Genomic DNA, 19,248 nt, shown 5'->3' with positions numbered 1-19,248 from the left:
GGACTTTCTGATTTTTCCTCCCAAGGCTGCCCATTTCGAATTCAGAGAAATATCCTACGCAGTCTGTCGACCGCCATTACCTTCTCAGTGGGAACGCTTGCCTCTAGGCTCCAGACCGTCGCCGAATAACTTGGCGATCGGGTGTGGTAGCCCGGGTATTCGATTCCCCATGTCAGTTCAATGGCGGCTGTGCGTGGGAGGCTTTCGAGCCTGCCTGGTTTGGGAATCGCCCGGGTCTACCACCTCGCGTACAGTCGCCACCCAATTCGCGTGGTAGCGGGGCCGGTGGTTTTTTTAAGGAGCGAATTCCCATGACTAGAAAGCTTGTTCCCGATCCACCACTCCCAAATACCACAACCCACCCCTTCGGCCGCTGCGACGCCGGCCACCCTCCACTCTTCACCGTAAACCCCAACATCGAAGCCCACGACGCCCTGGTACACGTCGCGCTCTACCTGCGCTGTGCCTACGACACCGGCATCAAGGCCCTCGACCACCTGCGCGACGAGGGACGAGGCATGTATTGGTCCAGCCTGCATTCGCTGGAAATGGCGGAGGGGTTGGTGGAGGCGATGCTCGATGGCCTCGAGTCGGCGCCAACGGTCAAGAATACCGCCGGCTAAACTGACGCAATCGCGGGGCAAGCCCGCTCCCACAAGGGCCACGCATAACCTGTGGGAGCGGGTTTACCCGCGAACACCGGCAAATCCGGTGCCATCTATCGCAGCACCTGCTTTTCAGGTGGCCCCGTTCCCACAGAGTCTGGGTAGCCATGGAGATTCGATACATGAAAACAACGCAATACCTGTTGAGTTCACAGGTCAATGCGAAGCGATTGCGCTCTTCCGTCGAGCAGGTGAGCAGGGTTGTGTCGAATAAAAATCGCATCAATGAGCTGAACAAGTCGGTTCCCACAAGGATCACGTATCACCTGTAGGAGCCGGTCGGCGAAGGGCCGCAAAGCGGTCCCAGGATCTCAAGGCAGAAGCACAGTCGAGCCAACGGTCCGCCGCGCCGACAACTCCGCCTGCGCCTTGGCCGCCTCGCTCAACAGATACCGCTGCTGGATATCCACAACCAGCTTGCCGCTGGCGATCATCGCGAACAGGTCATCGGCCATGGCCTGGGTGTTCTCGGCATTGTTGGCGTAGCTCCCCAGCGTCGGCCGGGTGACATACAACGACCCCTTCTGCGACAGGATCCCCAGGTTCACCCCGCTCACCGCTCCTGATGCATTGCCAAAGCTCACCATCAAACCGCGCGGCCTCAGGCAATCCAGCGAAGTCAGCCAGGTATCGGCCCCCACGCCGTCATACACCACTGCGCACTTCTGACCGTCTGTCAGCTCCAGCACACGCTTGGCCACGTCTTCATGGCTGTAGTCGATGGTCGCCCAGGCGCCGAGGACCTTGGCCCGTTCGGCTTTCTCGGGAGAACTCACGGTACCGATCAGCTTCGCCCCCAGTGCCTTGGCCCACTGGCACGCCAGCGAGCCCACACCGCCGGCGGCGGCATGGAACAGCACGAAGTCCCCCGGCTGCACGGCATAGGTCTGCTTGAGCAGGTACTGCGTGGTCAGCCCCTTGAGCATCACCGCCGCCGCCTGTTCGAAGCTGATCGCCTCCGGCAGCTTGACCAGGTTGGCTTCCGGCAGCGTATGCACCTCGCTGTAGGCCCCCAGCGGCCCACCGGCATAGGCCACGCGGTCGCCGACCTTGATCCGGCTGACACCCTCGCCCACCGCCTCGACCACGCCGGCCGCTTCGGTGCCCAGCCCGGAAGGGAGAGCTGGCGGCGCATACAGCCCGCTGCGGAAATACGTATCGATGAAGTTCAAGCCGATCGCATGGTTGCGCACCCGCACCTGCTGCGGGCCGGGCGGTGCCGGCTCGAACTCCACCAACTGCAGAACTTCCGGGCCGCCATGCTGGCTGAACTGGATACGCTTGGCCATCACACACTCCTGTCGTCGAGGGTCGCAAAGGCCTTCTATCGGACGCCTTTGCTTGACCGCCGTCAACTGCGACGCGGCGTTTGCCGGTGGTATGCTACGCGGCGAATTTTCCCGCTCCTTCCAGGTGACCCGATGACCAGCCGCACCGAGGCCGTAAAAGCCTACCTGCTCGACCTGCAAGACCGCATCTGCTCTGCCCTCGAAACCGAAGACGGCGGCGCCCGCTTCGTCGAGGATGCCTGGGTGCGCGATGCCGGCGGCGGCGGTCGCACGCGGGTGATCGGCGAGGGCAAGGTGATCGAGAAAGGCGGGGTGAACTTCTCCCACGTGTTCGGCGCCGGCCTGCCACCGTCGGCCAGTGCCCACCGCCCGGAACTGGCGGGCCGTGGCTTCGAGGCCCTGGGCGTGTCGCTGGTGATCCACCCGCACAACCCGCATGTGCCTACTTCCCACGCCAACGTGCGCTTCTTCATCGCCGAAAAAGAGGGTGAAGAGGCGGTGTGGTGGTTCGGCGGCGGCTTCGACCTGACCCCGTACTACGGCAACGAGGAAGATTGCGTGCACTGGCACCGCGTCGCCGAGCAGGCCTGCGCGCCATTCGGCGCCGACGTCTACCCGCGCTACAAGGCCTGGTGCGACCGCTACTTCCACCTCAAGCACCGTGGCGAGCCACGCGGCATTGGCGGCCTGTTCTTCGACGACCTGAACGAGTGGGACTTCGACACCTGCTTCGCCTTCATGCGCGCCATCGGCGACGCCTACGTCGATGCCTATCTGCCGATCATCCAGCGCCGCAAGGACACGCCGTACACTGCCAAGCAGCGCGAATTCCAGGAATACCGCCGTGGCCGCTACGTCGAGTTCAACCTGGTCTACGACCGTGGCACCCTGTTCGGCCTGCAGTCCGGTGGCCGCACCGAATCGATCCTGATGTCGCTGCCGCCGCAGGTACGCTGGGGTTACGATTGGAAAGCCGAGCCTGGCAGCGAGGAAGCGCGCCTGACCGACTACTTCCTGCAGGATCGCGACTGGCTCGCCCAGTAAGCCTGTGGATAACCGAGGAGCTCCCATGGACCAGTACGTCGTATTCGGCAACCCCATCGGCCACAGCAAGTCGCCGCTGATCCACCGCCTGTTCGCCGACCAGACCGGCCAGGACCTGGAATACGCCACCCTGCTGGCGCCGCTGGACGAGTTCAGCGACTGCGCCACAGGCTTCTTCAAGCAAGGCAGCGGTGCCAACGTCACCGTGCCGTTCAAGGAAGAGGCTTATCGCCTGTGCGACAGCCTCACCCCGCGTGCACAACGTGCTGGTGCGGTGAACACCTTGACCAAGCTGGCCGACGGCACCCTGCAGGGCGATAACACCGACGGCGCCGGGTTGGTGCGAGACCTGACGGTAAATGCCGGGGTGACCTTGACTGGCAAGCGCATCCTTGTCCTTGGCGCCGGCGGTGCTGTTCGGGGTGTGCTGGAGCCGATCCTGGCGCACAACCCGCAATCGTTGGTGATCGCCAACCGTACCGTTGAGAAAGCCGAGCAACTGGCGCGAGAGTTCGACGAGCTGGGGCCGGTGGTGGCCAGTGGTTTCAGCTGGTTGCAGGAGCCGGTGGACGTGATCATCAACGCCACCTCCGCGAGCCTGTCCGGTGAGCTGCCGCCGATTGCCGACAGCCTGGTCGAGGCGGGGCGCACCGTCTGCTACGACATGATGTATGGCAAGGAGCCGACGCCGTTCTGCCAATGGGCCAGCAAGCTGGGGGCGGCGAAGGTGCTGGATGGGCTGGGCATGCTGGCCGAGCAGGCGGCCGAGGCGTTCTTTATCTGGCGTGGGGTACGGCCGCAGACTGGGCCGGTGCTGGATGAGCTGCGTCGGCAGTTGGCACGCGGCTAATTTTGAGATTTTGGGGCCGCTTTGCGGCCCTTTCGCGACACAAGGCCGCTCCTACAAGGGACCGCGACTTCCTGTAGGAGCGGCCTTGTGTCGCGAAAGGGCTGCGCAGCAGCCCCCAGGATCTGAAACTCATTCCTGGAATTTGACCGGACATCCTTCAACCCCCTCCAACTTCTGCAGTTCCTCGATGACCTGCGGCCGTGCCCGCTGCAACGTCAGGCTCCCGCCATTACGCATCAACCGCCGTGCCTCGCGATGCAACATATCCACACCCGAGTAATCGATGAAGTTCACCTGTCGCGCATCGATCACCACATGCGGCCCCCGGCACCGCTGCAAGCGCACCTGCAGGTAATGCGCCGCGCCGAAGAAGATCGAGCCGCCCACCCGCAGCACATCCACCTCTCCTTCCCGGCTCTGCTGCACTCGCGGCCTCGAAGTGCGCTTGAGATAGAAGAACAGCGACGCCAGCACCCCGGCGTAGATCGCCGTCTGCAGCTCCAGCAGCAACGTCGCTGCCGCCGTCAGCGCCATCACCAGGAATTCCGAGCGGCTTACCCGGAACAGCGCGCGGATGCCGCGATGATCCACCAGCCCCCAGCAGATCAGCAGGATGCTGCCCGCCATGGCCGGGATCGGCAGGTGGGCGATCAGCCCGGCACCAACCACCGCGAACAACGCCACCCACAACGCCGAGAACACCCCGGCCAATGGTGATCGAGCGCCAGCGTCATAGCTCAGCCCGGAGCGAGTGAACGAGCCGGAGGATAGGTAGCCGGAGAAGAACGCCCCCACGATGTTCGACAGGCCCTGGGCGCGGATCTCCTGGTTGGCGTCGATCAATTGCTCGGAACGTGCCGACAACGAACGGGCGATGGACAGGCTGGTGACCAGTCCAAGCATGCCAATGGCCACGGCGCTGGGCAGCAGACGCAGCATCAGCTCCAGATCGAGCAACGGCAGCGGGCTCAGCGGCGGCAACTGGCCGGTGAACGCCGGTACCCGCGGCACATGGCCGAACACGCCGGGCAGCAGCCAAGCCACCAGGCTGACCGAAAGCAGACTTATCAACAGGCTCGGCCAGCGTGGGCGCCACAGTTTCAAGGCCACGCCAAGCACCAGTGTGGCCAGCCCGAGGATCAGCGATGGCATGTCCACCTCGCCGACATGGCCGGCCAGCTCCTGCACGGTCGCCAGTGCGGTGGCCTGGCTTGGCAGGTCCATGCCCAGCAGGTTCGGCAGCTGGCCAAGGGCGATGACGATGGCGGCGCCCAAGGTGAAGCCCAGCACCACCGAATGGGAGACGAAATTGACCAGCGCGCCGAAGCGCAGCAGCCCGAGCAACAGTTGGAAGATCCCGCCGAGGAAGGTCAGCAACAGCACCAGGGTGACGTAGTCGGCGCTGCCAGCGACGGCCAGCGGGCTGACGCTGGCATAGAGGACGATGGAAATGGCCGCCGTCGGGCCGCAGATCAGGTGCCAGGACGAGCCCCACAGGCAGGCGACCAGCACCGGCACGATGGCGGCGTACAGGCCGTATTCGGCGGGCAGGCCGGCGATCAGGGCGTAGGCGATGGACTGCGGCAGGGCGAGGATGGCGCCGCTCAGGCCCACCAGCAGGTCCTGGCGCAGGCTGCGGCCCGATTGGCGGGGCAGCCAGGTGAGGAAGGGCAGCAGGTGGTGGAGACGAGGCATGCGTCGTTCCTGTTCAGTATCGCAGGCGAGGGCTTTGCCCTCGTTTCGCGACACAAGGCCGCTCCTACAGGGATTCGCGCTCGCCTGTAGGAGCGGCCTTGTGTCGCGAAAGGGCCGCAAAGCGGCCCCAGCAGCCTATCAGACAAAAATCAGAGTTTGGCTTCAACCGCTTCTGCTGCGTCCCCACCCCCCTTGGTGGTCACGCCAGCCAACCAACCTTCCAGTAACTGTGGATGAGCCTTCACCCAGGCCCTGGCCGCCTCATCGAAGCTCACCTTCTTGTCCACAACCTCGGCCATGATGCTGTTCTCCATCTCCAGCGAGAACTTCAGGTTGGTCAAAAGCTTCGCCGCATTCGGGCACGCCTGTGGATATCCAGTGCGGGTCAGCGTGTACACATCACCCTTGCTGCCGAACCACTGCTCTCCACCCGTCAGGTAATGCATTTTCAACTTCACGTTCATCGGGTGTGGTGTCCAGCCGAGAAAGGCGATGAACTGCTGTTTCTTCACGGCCCGGTCCACCTGGGCCAGCATCGCCTGCTCGCTGGACTCGACCAGCTTCCACTGCCCGAGCGCGAAGTCGTTCTTGTCGATGATCTCTTTCAGCGACAGGTTGGCCGGTGCGCCGGAGCCGATACCGTAGAGTTTCTTGTCGAACTTGTCGGCGTACTTGTGCAGGTCGGCGAAGTCCTTCACCCCGGCCTCCCACACATAATCGGGCACCGCCAAGGTGAACTCGGTGCCTTCGAGGTTGCGCGCCAGCTGCTGGACATCGCCATTGGCGACGAACTTGTCGTGGAAGCCTTGGTGCGCGGGCATCCAGTTGCCGAGGAAGGCATCCACCCGGCCATCCTTGAGGCCGCCGTAGATGATCGGCACGGCCAGGCTGTCGATCTTCACCTGGTAGCCCAGGCTTTCCAGGAGCAGGCGGGCGACGGCGTTGGTGCTGGCGATATCGCTCCAGCCAGGGTCGGCCAGTTTCACGGTGCTGCATTGCGCGTCGCCGTCGGCGGCGTGGGCCGTGCCCAGGCTCAGGGCCAGGGCGAGCACGGCGGTGGAGAACTTCTGCATGGCGGCCTCTCTTCTCAATCCAGGGGTGCGGGCTTTGGATAACGTGCCTTGCGCTCGAGGTCGTCGAGATCGATGTGGTTGCGCATGTACTGTTGGCTGGCGTCCACCAGCGGTTGGTGGTCCCAGCTTTTCAGCTTGCCGATGGCCAGCGCCTCGGCCACCAGACGGCGGCGGCGCTGGCTGGCCAGCACCTGCTGGCGCAGCGTGGGCAGGTCCCAACGCTGGCGTGCTTCATCGACAAATGCCTGCAGCAGCGCCTGGTGGTCCGGGCTGCCGGTGAGGTTCTCCCGCTCGTGCGGGTCGCGGCTCAGGTCGTAGAGTAAACAGGGGTCGTCCTCGCTGTACACGAACTTGTATGCGCCGCGGCGGATCATCATCAACGGGCCGACGGTGCCTTCGGCCATGTACTCGCCGATCACCTCGTCATGACCGCCCTGCCCGTGCAGGTGGCCGAGCAGCGAGCGGCCGTCCAGGTGAAGGGTGTCATCCACAGCGCCGCCCGCCAGCTCGACCAGGGTCGGCAGCAGATCGCAGGTGGATACGCTGGCGGCGATCCGAGCGGGTGCGAAGCGCTTGGGCGCGTGGATCAGCAACGGTACCCGCGCCGACATCTCGAACCAGTGCATCTTGTACCAGAGCCCGCGCTCGCCAAGCATGTCGCCGTGGTCGCCAGAGAAGACGATCAGCGTGTCATCGGCCAGGCCGCAGTCTTCCAGCGTCTGCAGGAGCTGGCCAATGTTGTCGTCGATGTAGCTGCAGGCGCCGAAGTAGGCGCGGCGGGCGTCGCGGATCTTGTCCACAGGCAGGGGCTTGTCCCACAGGTCGTAGACCTTGAGCAGGCGTTGCGAGTGAGGGTCTTGCTGGTTCTGGGCGATCTCGTCGCGGGGCAGCGGGATATCCACAGCCTCATAGAGATCCCAGTAGCGCTTGGGAATGGTGTACGGGTCATGGGGGTGGGTCATCGACACGGTCAGGCAGAACGGCCGACCATCGCCTTCGCGCACATGGTCATAGAGATACTGGCGCGCCTTGAATACCACTTCCTCGTCAAAATCCAGCTGGTTGGTGCGCACGCACGGCCCGGCCTGCAGCACCGAGGACATGTTGTGGTACCAGCTCGGGCGTTCGTCAGGCGCGTCCCAGTTCACCGCCCAGCCGTAGTCGGCCGGGTAGATATCGCTGGTCAGGCGCTCCTCGTAGCCGTGCAGCTGGTCCGGGCCGCAGAAGTGCATCTTGCCCGACAGTGCGGTGCGGTAGCCGAGCCGGCGCAGGTAATGGGCGTAGGTCGGAATGTCGGCGGGGAAGTCGGCGGCGTTGTCGTAGGCGCCGATACGGCTGGGCAACTGGCCGCTGACCAGGGTAAAGCGAGAGGGCGCACACAGCGGGCTGTTGCAGTAGGCGGAGTCGAACACCACGGCTTGCTCGGCGAGGCGCGCCAGGTTGGGCATCCTGATCGGCGATGGGGTGTAGATCGGCAGCAGCGGCGCGGCCATCTGGTCGGCCATGATGAACAGGATGTTGGGTTGCTTCATGGTGCCCTTCCATCGTCGAGAGTTATGGTTAGCGCTTGCAATCCAGCATGGTGCTGTGGATAACGTGGGTAAAGCCCACGCCGGGCAATGACTGGGATTAGCCAAGCTTATGTTTGAGCACCTTGCCGACCTGTCCCTTGACGCCTTGCGCGTGTTCGAGTCCGCCGCTCGCCTACGCGGTTTCACGGCTGCGGCGCTGGAGCTGGGCACCACCCAGCCGGCGGTGAGCCAGCAGGTGAAGCGCCTGGAGGCGCAACTGGGGACGCGGTTGTTCGACCGTATCTACCGGGGCATCGAGCTGACCGAAGCGGGCCAGTTGCTGTTCGAACAGGTACATCAAGGGCTTCAGGCCATGGACGATGGCGTTGCCTTGGCCAGTGGGCGTGGTCAGCGTGAGGTGTTGCAGGTGGCCACCGACTTCGCCTTCGCCGCGTTCTGGCTGATGCCGCGTCTGCAGCGCTTCCACGAGGCTTATCCACAGGTGGACGTGAGCCTGGTGACCGGCGAGCGCAGCCAGGGGATGCTGCGCCCGGACATCGATGTGGCGGTGCTGTTTGGTGATGGGCGTTTTCACCAGGGCGAGAGCCGCTGGTTGTTCGACGAGGAGGTCTTCCCGGTCTGCAGCCCTCGGCTGGCTCATGGCAAACCCTTGTCGGCCGTGGCTTTGCAACGATTGCCCTTGCTGCATCTGAAGGGTGAGCAGGCCAGCCGCTGGTTCGATTGGGCGGGGGTGTTTCGTGGTCTTGGCGTGGACAGCCCGCCTCCGTCCGGGCAGCTGCGGTTCGATAACTACACGCTGCTGATTCAGGCCGCGATTGCCGGACAAGGGGTGGCGATCGGCTGGGCGCACCTGGTCGATGGGCTGGTCGAGCAAGGGTTGTTGTGTCGGCCCCTGGAGGGCAGCTTGCGATCGGCGCGGGGGTACTACGTGGTGCTGCCGCCACGCAAACGGCGCGGGGCGCTGATCCAGCGGTTCGTGGATTGGTTGGAGCAGGAGCGCCTGTAGGAGCGGCCTTGTGTCGCGAAAGGGGCGCGAAGCGGCCCCAAATTTCAGCATTTCTGCAATATCGCCGGGGCCGCTTCGCAGCCCTTTCGCGACACAAGGCCGCTCCTACAGGGATGGCGTAGACTTCGGGAATTCGCATTACTGCAATCAGGAGCCACCGTGCAAAGGATCAAGGGCTACCACGCCCACGTGTACTACGACGCATCGACCATGGAACAGGCCCGCGAGCTGTGCGAGGAGGCGACTCGGTTGTTTCCCGTGACCATGGGCCGCGTGCACCAGAAGCCGGTCGGGCCGCACCCGGACTGGAGCTGCCAGCTGGCCTTCGGGCCGGAGGTGGTTGGCGTGGTGCTGCCGTGGCTGGCGCTGTATCGCAAGGGGTTGGTGGTGTTCCTGCACCCGGAAACCGGGGATGAGCTGGCGGATCACCGCGATCATGCGATCTGGATGGGGGCGATCAGGCCGTTGGATTTGTCGATTTTTGGTGAGTAGCAGGGGGCCGCTTTGCGGCCCTTTCGCGACACAAGGCCGCTCCTACAGAGAAATGCGATCCCTTGTAGGAGCGGCCTTGTGCCGCGATCGAGGGCGAAGCCCTCGCAATCATCTACGAGCCGAGCGCACGCCTTCGGCCAGCGCCGAGCACAGGCTCAGCACATCCTTCACTGCCTGACCGGCATCCTTGGCCTGGGCGATCTTGTCGACCAGCGCCGAACCCACCACCACACCATCGGCCAGACGGGCAATGGCTGCGGCCTGCTCTGGCGTGCGAATACCGAAACCGACGCTGACCGGCAGATCGGTATGCCGGCGCAGGCGCGCAATGGCCTCGGTGACATGCTCGGTGGTCGCCGAGCCCGCACCGGTCACACCGGCCACCGACACGTAGTAGACGAACCCGGAGCTGCGCTCCAGCACGCGCGGCAGGCGGGCGTCGTCGGTGGTCGGGGTGGTCAGGCGGATGAAATCGATGCCGGCGGCCTGGGCCGGGGTGGCCAGCTCGGCGTCGTGCTCCGGTGGCAGGTCGACGATGATCAGGCCATCCACGCCCGACTCTTTCGCCTCGGCGACGAACTGCGCCACACCGAAACGGTGGATCGGGTTGTAGTAACCCATCAGCACGATCGGGGTGGACTGGTTGCCGGTGCGGAATTCGCGAACCATCTGCAGGGTCTTGGCCAGGGTCTGGCCGGCTTCCAGGGCGCGCAGGGTGGCGAGCTGGATGGCCACGCCGTCGGCCATCGGGTCGGTGAACGGCATGCCCAGTTCGATCACGTCGGCACCGGCCGCTGGCAGGCCCTTGAGGATCTGCAGCGAGGCATCGTAGCCCGGGTCGCCGGCGGTGACGAAGGTGACCAGTGCCGAGCGGCCTTCGGCCTTGAGTTCGGCGAAGCGTTGTTCGAGACGGCTCATGCCTGTTTCTCCTGGGCGGCCATGTGGTTCATCACGGTTTGCATGTCCTTGTCGCCGCGACCGGACAGGCAGATCACCATCAGGTGGTCCTTGGGCAGCTTCGGCGCGCGCTTGATCGCCTCGGCCAGGGCGTGGGAGCTTTCCAGCGCCGGGATGATGCCCTCCAGGCGGCAGGTCGCGTGGAAGGCGTCGAGGGCTTCGTCGTCGGTGATGCTGACGTACTCGACACGCTTCACTTCGTGCAGGTAGGCGTGCTCCGGGCCGATGCCGGGGTAGTCCAGGCCTGCGGAAATCGAGTGAGCGTCGGTGATCTGGCCGTCATCGTCCTGCAGCAGGTAGGTGCGGTTGCCGTGCAGCACGCCCGGGACACCGCCATTGAGGCTGGCGGCATGCTTGTCGGTATGCACGCCATGGCCGCCGGCCTCGACGCCGATGATCTGCACGCTGGCATCATCGAGGAAGTCGTGGAACAGGCCCATGGCGTTGGAGCCGCCACCGACGCAGGCGATCAGGCTGTCGGGCAGGCGCCCTTCCTTCTCCTGCAGCTGGGCGCGGGTTTCCTTGCCGATGATCGACTGGAAGTCGCGGACCATCGCCGGGTACGGGTGCGGACCTGCCACGGTGCCGATCAGGTAGAAGGTGTCGTCGACGTTGGTGACCCAGTCGCGCAGGGCCTCGTTCATGGCGTCCTTGAGCGTGCCGGTGCCGGCGGTGACCGGGACGATCTCGGCACCCAGCAGTTTCATGCGGAACACGTTGGCCTGCTGGCGCTCGATGTCGGTGGCGCCCATGTAGATCACGCAGGGCAGGCCGAAGCGCGCGGCGACGGTGGCGGTGGCCACGCCGTGCATGCCGGCGCCGGTCTCGGCGATCAGGCGTTTCTTGCCCATGCGCTTGGCCAGCAGCACCTGGCCGATGCAGTTGTTCACCTTGTGCGCGCCGGTGTGGTTGAGCTCTTCACGCTTGAAGAAGATCTTCGCGCCGCCGCAGTGTTCGGTCAGGCGCTCGGCGAAGTACAGCGGGTTGGGGCGGCCGATGTAGTCGCGCTGGAAGTAGGCGAGTTCTTCGAGGAACTTGGGGTCGGCCTTGGCGGCTTCGTATTCGCGGGCAAGGTCGAGCACCAGGGGCATCAGGGTTTCGGCCACGTAGCGGCCGCCGAACGAGCCGAACAGGCCGTTGACATCGGGGCCGGCGCGGTATTGGGTCTGGGTCATGGGGCGCTCCAGGGCGTATTGGATGAGTGATGGGCTTTACTCTAACCACGACGCGGCCGGCTGAAAACCGATAAGATTGCGCAAACCTGTCAGGAAATCTCACAAGTCAAATGGCCCAGGATCTTCCCCCGCTCAATGCTCTGCGCGCCTTTGAGGCTACCGCCCGGCTCAACAGCGTCAGCCAGGCGGCTGAAGCGCTGCACGTTACCCATGGCGCCGTGAGCCGGCAGATCAAGGTGCTCGAGGAGCATCTGGGCGTGGCCCTGTTCGTCAAGGACGGGCGTGGCGTCAAACTCACAGATGCCGGGGTGCGCCTGCGCGATGCCAGCTTCGAGGCGTTCGACCGACTGCGGGGTGTCTGCGCCGAGCTTTCCCGCGATGCCGACGAAGCACCGTTCGTGCTTGGTTGCTCCGGCAGCCTGCTGGCGCGCTGGTTCATCCCGCGTCTTGGACGTTTGAAGGCCGACCTGCCGGAGCTGCGCCTGCACCTGTCAGCGGGCGAAGGCGATCTCGACCCACGCCGCCCGGGGTTGGATGCCCTGCTGGTTTTCGCCGAGCCACCGTGGCCGGCGGACATGCAGGTGCACGTGCTCGCCGAAGAGCGCATCGGCCCCGTCATGAGCCCGCACTTCGAAGGCTTCGATCGTTTGAAAGCCGCGCCAGCCGTGGCTTTGCAACGAGAGGCGGTACTGCATACCACGTCCCGCCCGCAAGCCTGGCCGGTCTGGGCGCAACAGCAGGGCATGGTGCCGGGCACGCTGCATTTCGGCCAGGCATTCGAGCATCTGTATTACCTGCTGGAGGCGGCGGTTGCCGGGCTGGGGGTGGCCATCGCGCCACAACCGCTGGTGGCGGATGACCTGAAAGCCGGCCGGTTGGCCGCGCCATGGGGCTTCTCCCCCACTCGCGCGGCGCTCGCCTTGTGGGTGCCCAGGCGCGCCGCGGACGGGCGCGCCGAGCAACTGGCGCATTGGCTGCGCCGGGAGCTGCAGCAGCAGGCGGGTTAGTTGCGCCGGCACATCAGGTAGGCCGCCAGCAGGCCGAGGGCGCCGACTGCCACACCGGCGGTGGTCCAGGGGTGTTCCTGGGCATAGTCGCGAGTGGCGACGCCGGTCTGGCGGGTGCGGGTCTTCACTTCCTCGTAGGCTTCGCCGAGCAGGCTGCGTGAGTGCTTGAGGGCGTTCTCGGCATTGCCGCGCAGCGCCTTCATGGTCTTGTGCGACTCCTCCGAGGCATCGTGCTTGAGGTGCTCCAGGGTCTTGAGCAGGCTCTCGATCTCGGCTTCCATGCTTTCCAGGGAGGCTTGGCGCAGGGAATTGCGTGGCATGTTGACTCTCCTTCGCGGTATGGGCTGTAAGGAGTGCGACTGCGCGGTGGTGGGAAAGTGCGATCGAACTTTCCCCTGCGGCGATCGCTCGCAGGTAAACCGGGCCTGCGCTGCTAGGCTCAACTGACTACCCACTCAAGGAGAGCGCTCATGTCGGATCATCACACCTACAAGAAGATCGAACTGGTCGGGTCCTCGCCCACCAGCATCGAAGAGGCGATCAACAATGCCCTGGCCGAGGCCGGCAAGAGCATCAAGCACCTGGAATGGTTCGAGGTGGTCGACACCCGTGGGCATATCCGCGACAACAAGGCCGCGCATTTCCAGGTGACGCTGAAGGTTGGGTTCCGTATCGCCAACAGCTGAAACGAAGCGGGGCTGGGTTTGCCCGACCTGATCGGGTAACAAGGTTCCAGGGCGCGGGCTTCGCGCCCTTTTCGTTTTTGATCTGTACAAGGAAAGCGATCGATGAAGAAGTTGATTCTGGCTGTGGGCCTGATGGTACTGGCAGGTGGCGCGCTGGCGGCGGGCAAGTCGTGCGAGGAGCTCAAGGCCGAGATTGCCGCCAAACTCGAAGCCAAGGGTGTGAAAGGCTACACGCTGGAGATCGTCAACAAGGGCGATCCGGCGGGCAAGGTGGTTGGCACCTGCGAGGGCGGGACCAAGGAGATCGTCTACCGCCGTGGCTGATGCGGTGGATTCTTCGCGGGTAAACCCGCTCCCACAGGGCCTTGCTGCACCTGTGGGAGCGGGTTTGAACCGCGAAGAAGGTCACTCGGCCTTGAGGGCCTGCGCCATCAATTCATACGACCGCACCCGGTCAGCATGCTCATACAGGTCGCTGGTGAAGATCAGCTCATCCGCACCGGTCTGCTCCAGCAACACTTCCACCTTCGCTCGCACCTTCTGCGGGCTGCCGATCATCGCCAGGCCCAGGAAGCTGCTCACGGCATCGCGCTCATGGGGCAGCCACAGTCCATTCATGCTTTCGACCGGTGGGCGCTGCATCAGGCTTTGGCCACGGATCAGCGCGAGGATGCGTTGATACACCGAAGTCGCCAGGTATTCGGCCTTCTCGTCGGTCTCGGCCACCACCATCGGGATGCCGAGCATCACGTAAGGCTTGTCCAAGGTGGTGGAAGGCTTGAAATGGTCGCGATAGATGCGGATCGCCTCATGCATGTAGCGCGGCGCGAAATGCGAGGCAAACGCGTAGGGCATGCCGCGCATGCCAGCCAGCTGGGCGCTGAACAGGCTGGAACCGAGCAGCCACATAGGCACCTCGGTGTCGTGGCCGGGCACGGCGATGACTTTCTGGTCGTCGGTACGGGGCCCCAGGTAGCGCGACAGTTCCTCCACATCATCAGGGAAATCGTCGGCGCTGCCGGAGCGTTCGCGGCGCAGGGCGCGTGCGGTCATCTGGTCGGAGCCCGGGGCACGGCCCAGGCCCAGGTCGATGCGGCCTGGGTACAGGCTGGCCAGGGTGCCGAACTGCTCGGCGATTACCAGTGGCGCATGATTGGGCAGCATCACCCCGCCGGAGCCGATACGGATGGTCGAGGTGCCACCGGCCAGATAGCCGATCAACACGGCGGTGGCCGAGCTGGCGATACCGTCCATGTTGTGGTGTTCGGCGACCCAGAAGCGGTTGTAGCCAAAGCGCTCGACGTGCTGCGCCAGGTCCAGCGAATTGCGCAGCGCTTGCGCCGGGCCGCCGTCGGCGCGCACGGGCACCAGGTCAAGGGTGGAAAACTTCAGGTCTCGCAGCTGCGTCATCGGAGCCTCCGCATCAGGTGGTTGGCCAGAGGCCTTCCGGACTCTGTATGGGCATATTCGGTGGATTCAATGCCTGCCTGCAGATTGATCTGAACTTGGTGCAGGTCCAGTCCTCAGAACTTTAGATACCCAACCCTGTGACCAGGAGGCAGCATGAAAAAGACAGCATCGGCGGTCTGGCAAGGTGGCCTGAAGGATGGCAAAGGTCAGATTTCCACTGAAAGCGGTGCGCTCAAGCAGGCGCCTTATGGCTTCAACACCCGTTTCGAAGGCAGCCCCGGGACCAACCCGGAGGAGCTGATCGGTGCCGCCCATGCCGGGTGTTTCTCGATGGCACTGTCGATGATGCTGGGTGAGGCAGGCTTTACCCCGGAGCGTATCGACACGGTTGCCGAAGTGAGCCTCGAAAAGCAGGCCGAGGGCTTTGCCATCACCGCCGTGCACCTCACTTTGAAGGCCAAGGTGCCGGGTGCCAGCGAGGCGCAGTTTCACGAGATCGCCAACAAGGCCAAGGCGGGCTGCCCGGTGTCCAAGGTGCTGAACGCGACCATCAGCCTGGACGCCACTCTGCTTTCCTAGGCGGCGCAACGGCAGCGGTTTCCTGTAGTCTAAACAGCGTCGGCAGCGCGTCTGCCCTGTCTCAGGAGCCGTTCCATGATCCGCGTAGCAATTGGTGTGCTGGCCTCCCTGCTGGCCACGGCCGCACTGGCCGCGCCCAAGCCGTGCGAGGAGCTCAAAGCCGAGATCGAAGCGAAGATCCAGGCGCGCGGGGTAACCTCCTACACGCTGGAGATCGTGCCCAATGCCGAGGTCAGTGACCCGAACATGATCGTCGGGAGCTGCGATGGCGGGACGAAGAAGATCGTCTACCAGAAGAACGATCGGTAGGGCTGGTTCGCCGGCACAGCCGGCGAGGGGCCTTCACGGAATGCAGAACACCTCGCTGGGCTCATTCACCACCACCTGGCGGCTGGCGTCGTACAGCAGCACCTGCGGCTGCATCACCGGCGCCCGCGCCTCCAGCCGGTAGCGCTCGCCGGCCTTGAAGTCGTTGAAGCGCACGGTCAGGTAGCAGGTCCGTTCGGTGGGGTCGGTGGTGAAGCCGCCGGAATACACCTCGAAATCGAAACGCACCACCAGCTCGTGCTTGCCAGGTGTCACCTGGAAGTAGCGGCCATCGTCCAGCCGCTGGCCGTCCAGACGGTCGGCCATGATGGTTCTGCCGGGGGTGATGGTGTAGAGATCGACCCAGGCCTTGTTCGGGTCGACGGGCGGCAAGGGGCTGGCGCAAGCCCCCAGGGCACTGAGGGCAAACAGCATCATGGGCTGGCGCATGGTGGAACTCCCGCTCGCGTTGCACAGGTTACAAGCATAGCGCCGTTCGTGGTGTTCAGGTGCGTTGGCAGCCTGCGGGTTCGCCTTGGCCGATCATTTTCTGCCGCTGGTCGTACAGTTTGATCCACGGTCGGAAACCGATGCTGCCGGCCTGCATCTGATAGCGCTGGCCGGCGATGAAGTCCTTGAAGGTGAGGTTGAGCTGGCAGTCGCGCCACAACGGCTCTTCCACCGGGCCGATGTTGCTCGGTGTCACGGCGAACTGGTAGCGCACGGTGAGTTCATGGTTGCCGGGCTGCACCTCGAAATAGCGCGTATCGGCCCAGTCGCGCTCATCGACCTGCACGGCGTGCAGCGAGTCATTGTCAGCCGGCGCGAGGTCGATCCAGGCCTGGTTCGGGTCCGGGTCGGGCAACGTGGAGCAGCCGGTCAGCAGCACCAACGTGCCGATGGCAAACAGAGTACGCATGGCGAAGCTTCCCCCTGGCGAGATAGTCTTGGTCGCATTCGGCCGACGAGCGAGATAGACAGCCTCGATGTTTGGACTTTTTCTTTTCATGCGCTGCAGCCGTCGGGCTCTCGACCGCGTTTTCACCCGGTTTGTTCCCCTGTCCCTTGGCGTCCTGCTGAGCGGTTGTTCAAGCCTGGGCTACTACGGCCAGTTGGCCGAGGGGCAATGGCAGCTGTTGCGGGCGCGCCAGCCGGTGGACCGCGTGATCGAGGACCCGGCCACCCGCCCGGTGTTGCGCCAGCGCCTGCAGTTCGCCGAAAAGGCCCGGGTGTTTGCCAGCGAGCACTTGAAGTTGCCGGACAACGGCAGCTATCGGGTATACGCGGATCTGGGGCGCCCCTACGTGGTGTGGAACGTGTTCGCCACTGCAGAACTGTCGCTGCAGCCGGTGACTCATTGCTTCCCTGTCGCTGGCTGCGTGGCTTATCGCGGCTACTACCGACAGGGCGCGGCCCGGGGCGCGGCGGCATTGATGCGTCAGGAGGGGCTGGACGTCTACGTCGGGGGTGTGGAGGCCTACTCCACCCTGGGCTGGTTCGATGACCCGATTCTTTCGACCATGGCTGGCTGGGGGGATGAGCGCCTGGCCACGGTGATTTTCCACGAGCTGGCGCACCAGCGTTTCTATGTGCAGGACGATACCGAGTTCAACGAGTCGTTCGCCACCTTCGTCGAGCAGGAGGGCACCCGGCAATGGCGCGCGGCGCGTGGGCTGGCGGCCACCGAGGATGGCAGCGTGGCGCAGCGTGAGCAGTTCACTCGGTTGGTGCTGGCCAGTCGCGAGCGGTTGCAGGCGATCTATGCCGGGCCGTTGGATGAGGCGGGCAAGCGGGCAGCCAAACAAGCCGAGTTCGAGCGGTTACGCCGGGAATACCGCGAGGTGCGGGACCGCGATTGGGCCGGGGATCGGCGCTTCGATGCCTGGATCTTTGCGCCGTTGAACAATGCCAAGTTGCTGCCTTTTGGGCTTTATGATCAGTGGGTTCCCGCGTTTTCGCAGTTGTTCAAGGAGGTTGGTGGGGATTGGCCACTGTTCTATGAGCGGGTCGAGGCGTTGGGGCGGATGCCGATCGAACGGCGCAAGGCGGCGCTTGGACGGCTGATGGCAGATCAGTGAGATTGCGGGGCCGTTTTGCGGCCCATCGCTGGCAAGCCAGCTCCCACAGATACAGCGCAGTTCTTGAGTACAGCGCTGTATCTGTGGGAGCCGGCTTGCCGGCGATGGGCTGCGCGGCAGCCCCGATGCCCTAACGAATGAACGCCTGATGCAGCTCAGCCAGCGTCTCGAAGTGGTATGCCGGCGCCTCGGCCTCCAGTTCCTCCCGGCTACCGAATCCATACCCCACCGCCACCGCCTGCAAGCCATTGCTGCGCGCGCCGATCAGGTCATGCTTGCGGTCGCCGATCATCAGCGTCTGCGCCGGATCCAGCCCTTCTTCATCCAGCAGGTGGCGAATCAGCTCGACCTTGTTGGTGCGGGTGCCGTCCAGTTCGCTGCCGTATATCACCTTGAAGTGGTGGTCGAATTCGAAGTGCCGGGCGATCTCGCGGGCGAACTCCCACGGCTTGGAGGTGGCGATATACAAGGTGCGACCCTGACCGTTGAGCGCCTGCAGCAACTCGGGCACGCCGTCGAACACCAGGTTTTCGTACAGCCCGGTCACCTTGAAACGCTCCCGGTAGAAGTTCACCGCGTCCCACGCCTTGGCTTCGTCGAAGCCATAGAACTGCATGAAGGCCTGCAGCAGGGGTGGGCCGATGAAGTGCTCGAGGCGGGCCAGGTCCGGCTCGTCGATGTCCAGCTTGGCCAGGGCGTACTGGATCGAGCGGGTGATGCCCAGGCGTGGGTCGGTCAGGGTGCCGTCGAGGTCGAAGAGGATGTTCTGCTGGTGCATGTAATGGGTTCCACTTGAATCTTGGGTCGACTGCTTCGCGGGCAAGCCCGCTCCCACAGGGGTCATTCTGGTTGGTCGTAGCCTTCGGCCAGGTGCTGGTCCTTGAGCTTCACGTAGTTACCGGCGCTGTAGGGGAAGAACGCGTGTTCCTGCTCGCTCAGCAGGCGCACCTGTTTCACCGGGCTGCCCATGTACAGGTAGCCACTGACCAGGCGCTTGCCCGGAGGCACCAGGCTGCCGGCGCCGATGATCACTTCGTCCTCGACGATGGCGCCGTCCATGATGGTGCTGCCCATGCCGACCAGGATGCGGTTGCCCAGGGTACAGCCATGCAGCATGACTTTATGACCGATGGTCACCTCGTCGCCGATGATCAGCGGGAATCCGTCGGGGTTGAAGGGCCCGGCATGGGTGATGTGCAGTACGCTGGCGTCCTGCACGCTGGTGCGCGCGCCGATACGGATGCGGTGCATGTCGCCGCGCACCACCGTCAGCGGCCAGATCGAGCTGTCCTCGCCGATCTCGACGTCGCCGATGACCACCGCCGAACGGTCGATGAAGGCCCGTGGTCCCACTTTCGGCGTGTGTTCACGGAACGTGCGGATGGCCATGATAGTGTTCCTCTG

General features: G+C 64.4%; 23 protein-coding genes. 11 read left to right on the top strand and 12 right to left on the bottom strand.

The window, feature by feature from the left end; translation table 11 throughout:
* The first annotated feature begins 311 nt into the window (after window positions 1-311).
* Window positions 312-623 carry a hypothetical protein gene (locus N7422_RS20090; protein ID WP_279808181.1) on the top strand — a complete coding sequence of 104 codons (312 nt, stop codon included), beginning with the start codon at window positions 312-314 and terminating at the stop codon, window positions 621-623.
* Window positions 624-976: 353 nt separating this feature from the next.
* Here N7422_RS20090 and N7422_RS20085 read toward each other — a convergent pair whose 3' ends face one another.
* The gene (locus N7422_RS20085) at window positions 977-1,954 is read right to left on the bottom strand and encodes an NADPH:quinone reductase (protein ID WP_279808180.1); all 978 of its coding nucleotides are present in this window, start codon (window positions 1,952-1,954) and stop codon (window positions 977-979) included.
* 132 nt (window positions 1,955-2,086) lie between these two features.
* Between N7422_RS20085 and hemF the strand changes: the two genes are divergently transcribed.
* A complete protein-coding gene (hemF, locus tag N7422_RS20080) occupies window positions 2,087-2,998 on the top strand; it encodes an oxygen-dependent coproporphyrinogen oxidase (RefSeq protein ID WP_011531485.1) in 912 nt (303 codons plus the stop codon).
* A gap of 25 nt (window positions 2,999-3,023) precedes the next feature.
* On the top strand, window positions 3,024-3,848 hold the full coding sequence (aroE, locus tag N7422_RS20075) for a shikimate dehydrogenase (protein WP_279808179.1): 825 nt from the start codon (window positions 3,024-3,026) through the stop codon (window positions 3,846-3,848).
* Window positions 3,849-3,977: 129 nt separating this feature from the next.
* On the opposite strand, the gene N7422_RS20070 is transcribed toward aroE, so the two are convergent.
* From N7422_RS20070 to betC, 3 genes are all read right to left on the bottom strand, one after another.
* A complete protein-coding gene (locus tag N7422_RS20070) occupies window positions 3,978-5,543 on the bottom strand; it encodes a SulP family inorganic anion transporter (RefSeq protein ID WP_279808178.1) in 1,566 nt (521 codons plus the stop codon).
* 149 nt (window positions 5,544-5,692) lie between these two features.
* Window positions 5,693-6,616 (bottom strand): choline ABC transporter substrate-binding protein, encoded by a 924-nt coding sequence (choX, locus tag N7422_RS20065; RefSeq protein ID WP_279808176.1) that lies wholly within the window; start codon window positions 6,614-6,616, stop codon window positions 5,693-5,695.
* Window positions 6,617-6,630: 14 nt separating this feature from the next.
* Entirely contained in the window at window positions 6,631-8,148 is a 1,518-nt protein-coding gene (betC, locus tag N7422_RS20060; RefSeq protein WP_279808174.1) for a choline-sulfatase, read from the bottom strand.
* Between the two features lie 109 nt (window positions 8,149-8,257).
* On the opposite strand from betC, the gene N7422_RS20055 reads away from it, so the two are divergent.
* Both N7422_RS20055 and N7422_RS20050 read left to right on the top strand, forming a co-directional pair.
* Window positions 8,258-9,154, top strand: coding sequence for a LysR family transcriptional regulator (locus N7422_RS20055; RefSeq protein ID WP_279808171.1), 897 nt, complete (start codon window positions 8,258-8,260; stop codon window positions 9,152-9,154).
* Between the two features lie 159 nt (window positions 9,155-9,313).
* Window positions 9,314-9,646: a DOPA 4,5-dioxygenase family protein gene (locus N7422_RS20050; protein ID WP_279808170.1), complete on the top strand. Its 333-nt coding sequence runs from the start codon at window positions 9,314-9,316 to the stop codon at window positions 9,644-9,646.
* A gap of 108 nt (window positions 9,647-9,754) precedes the next feature.
* Here N7422_RS20050 and trpA read toward each other — a convergent pair whose 3' ends face one another.
* Entirely contained in the window at window positions 9,755-10,564 is an 810-nt protein-coding gene (trpA, locus tag N7422_RS20045; protein WP_279808169.1) for a tryptophan synthase subunit alpha, read from the bottom strand.
* Window positions 10,561-11,778 (bottom strand): tryptophan synthase subunit beta, encoded by a 1,218-nt coding sequence (gene trpB, locus N7422_RS20040; RefSeq protein ID WP_279808168.1) that lies wholly within the window; start codon window positions 11,776-11,778, stop codon window positions 10,561-10,563. The genes trpA and trpB overlap by 4 nt, the downstream gene beginning before the upstream one ends.
* A 110-nt stretch (window positions 11,779-11,888) precedes the next feature.
* On the opposite strand from trpB, the gene N7422_RS20035 reads away from it, so the two are divergent.
* A complete protein-coding gene (locus N7422_RS20035; RefSeq protein ID WP_279808167.1) occupies window positions 11,889-12,785 on the top strand; it encodes a LysR family transcriptional regulator in 897 nt (298 codons plus the stop codon).
* Here the strand turns inward: N7422_RS20035 and N7422_RS20030 are convergent.
* Window positions 12,782-13,105, bottom strand: a complete 324-nt coding sequence (locus N7422_RS20030; protein ID WP_279808166.1) for a DUF883 family protein — start codon at window positions 13,103-13,105, stop codon at window positions 12,782-12,784. The genes N7422_RS20035 and N7422_RS20030 overlap by 4 nt on opposite strands.
* A gap of 150 nt (window positions 13,106-13,255) precedes the next feature.
* Between N7422_RS20030 and N7422_RS20025 the strand changes: the two genes are divergently transcribed.
* Window positions 13,256-13,471 (top strand): dodecin, encoded by a 216-nt coding sequence (locus N7422_RS20025; protein ID WP_011531496.1) that lies wholly within the window; start codon window positions 13,256-13,258, stop codon window positions 13,469-13,471.
* Between the two features lie 102 nt (window positions 13,472-13,573).
* Window positions 13,574-13,795, top strand: a complete 222-nt coding sequence (locus tag N7422_RS20020) for a DUF1161 domain-containing protein (RefSeq protein ID WP_279808165.1) — start codon at window positions 13,574-13,576, stop codon at window positions 13,793-13,795.
* Between the two features lie 81 nt (window positions 13,796-13,876).
* Here the strand turns inward: N7422_RS20020 and N7422_RS20015 are convergent, their stop codons facing one another.
* Window positions 13,877-14,881 (bottom strand): LLM class flavin-dependent oxidoreductase, encoded by a 1,005-nt coding sequence (locus N7422_RS20015; protein WP_279808164.1) that lies wholly within the window; start codon window positions 14,879-14,881, stop codon window positions 13,877-13,879.
* Between the two features lie 153 nt (window positions 14,882-15,034).
* Here N7422_RS20015 and N7422_RS20010 point away from each other — a divergent pair, with 153 nt between their 5' ends.
* Together N7422_RS20010 and N7422_RS20005 are read left to right on the top strand one after the other, a co-directional pair.
* Entirely contained in the window at window positions 15,035-15,460 is a 426-nt protein-coding gene (locus tag N7422_RS20010) for an OsmC family protein (protein ID WP_279808163.1), read from the top strand.
* Between the two features lie 75 nt (window positions 15,461-15,535).
* The gene (locus N7422_RS20005) at window positions 15,536-15,769 is read left to right on the top strand and encodes a DUF1161 domain-containing protein (RefSeq protein ID WP_279808162.1); all 234 of its coding nucleotides are present in this window, start codon (window positions 15,536-15,538) and stop codon (window positions 15,767-15,769) included.
* Window positions 15,770-15,802: 33 nt separating this feature from the next.
* Here N7422_RS20005 and N7422_RS20000 read toward each other — a convergent pair whose 3' ends face one another.
* Window positions 15,803-16,216 carry a hypothetical protein gene (locus tag N7422_RS20000; protein WP_279808161.1) on the bottom strand — a complete coding sequence of 138 codons (414 nt, stop codon included), beginning with the start codon at window positions 16,214-16,216 and terminating at the stop codon, window positions 15,803-15,805.
* A 55-nt stretch (window positions 16,217-16,271) separates the two neighbouring features.
* Complete coding sequence (locus N7422_RS19995) at window positions 16,272-16,685, bottom strand: hypothetical protein (protein ID WP_279808160.1); 414 nt, start codon at window positions 16,683-16,685, stop codon at window positions 16,272-16,274.
* Window positions 16,686-16,773: 88 nt separating this feature from the next.
* On the opposite strand from N7422_RS19995, the gene N7422_RS19990 reads away from it, so the two are divergent.
* Window positions 16,774-17,844 carry an aminopeptidase gene (locus tag N7422_RS19990; protein WP_279808159.1) on the top strand — a complete coding sequence of 357 codons (1,071 nt, stop codon included), beginning with the start codon at window positions 16,774-16,776 and terminating at the stop codon, window positions 17,842-17,844.
* A gap of 130 nt (window positions 17,845-17,974) precedes the next feature.
* Here the strand turns inward: N7422_RS19990 and N7422_RS19985 are convergent, their stop codons facing one another.
* Window positions 17,975-18,622 (bottom strand): HAD family hydrolase, encoded by a 648-nt coding sequence (locus N7422_RS19985; RefSeq protein WP_279808158.1) that lies wholly within the window; start codon window positions 18,620-18,622, stop codon window positions 17,975-17,977.
* Window positions 18,623-18,684: 62 nt separating this feature from the next.
* Window positions 18,685-19,233 carry a gamma carbonic anhydrase family protein gene (locus tag N7422_RS19980; RefSeq protein WP_279808157.1) on the bottom strand — a complete coding sequence of 183 codons (549 nt, stop codon included), beginning with the start codon at window positions 19,231-19,233 and terminating at the stop codon, window positions 18,685-18,687.
* Between the last annotated feature and the right edge of the window lie 15 nt (window positions 19,234-19,248).

Source organism: Pseudomonas sp. GD04091 (genome assembly GCF_029836165.1).
GTDB lineage: Bacteria > Pseudomonadota > Gammaproteobacteria > Pseudomonadales > Pseudomonadaceae > Aquipseudomonas.
The sequence above is the reverse complement of the archived record's forward strand: the minus strand, read 5'-3'. Positions and strand labels throughout refer to the sequence as shown.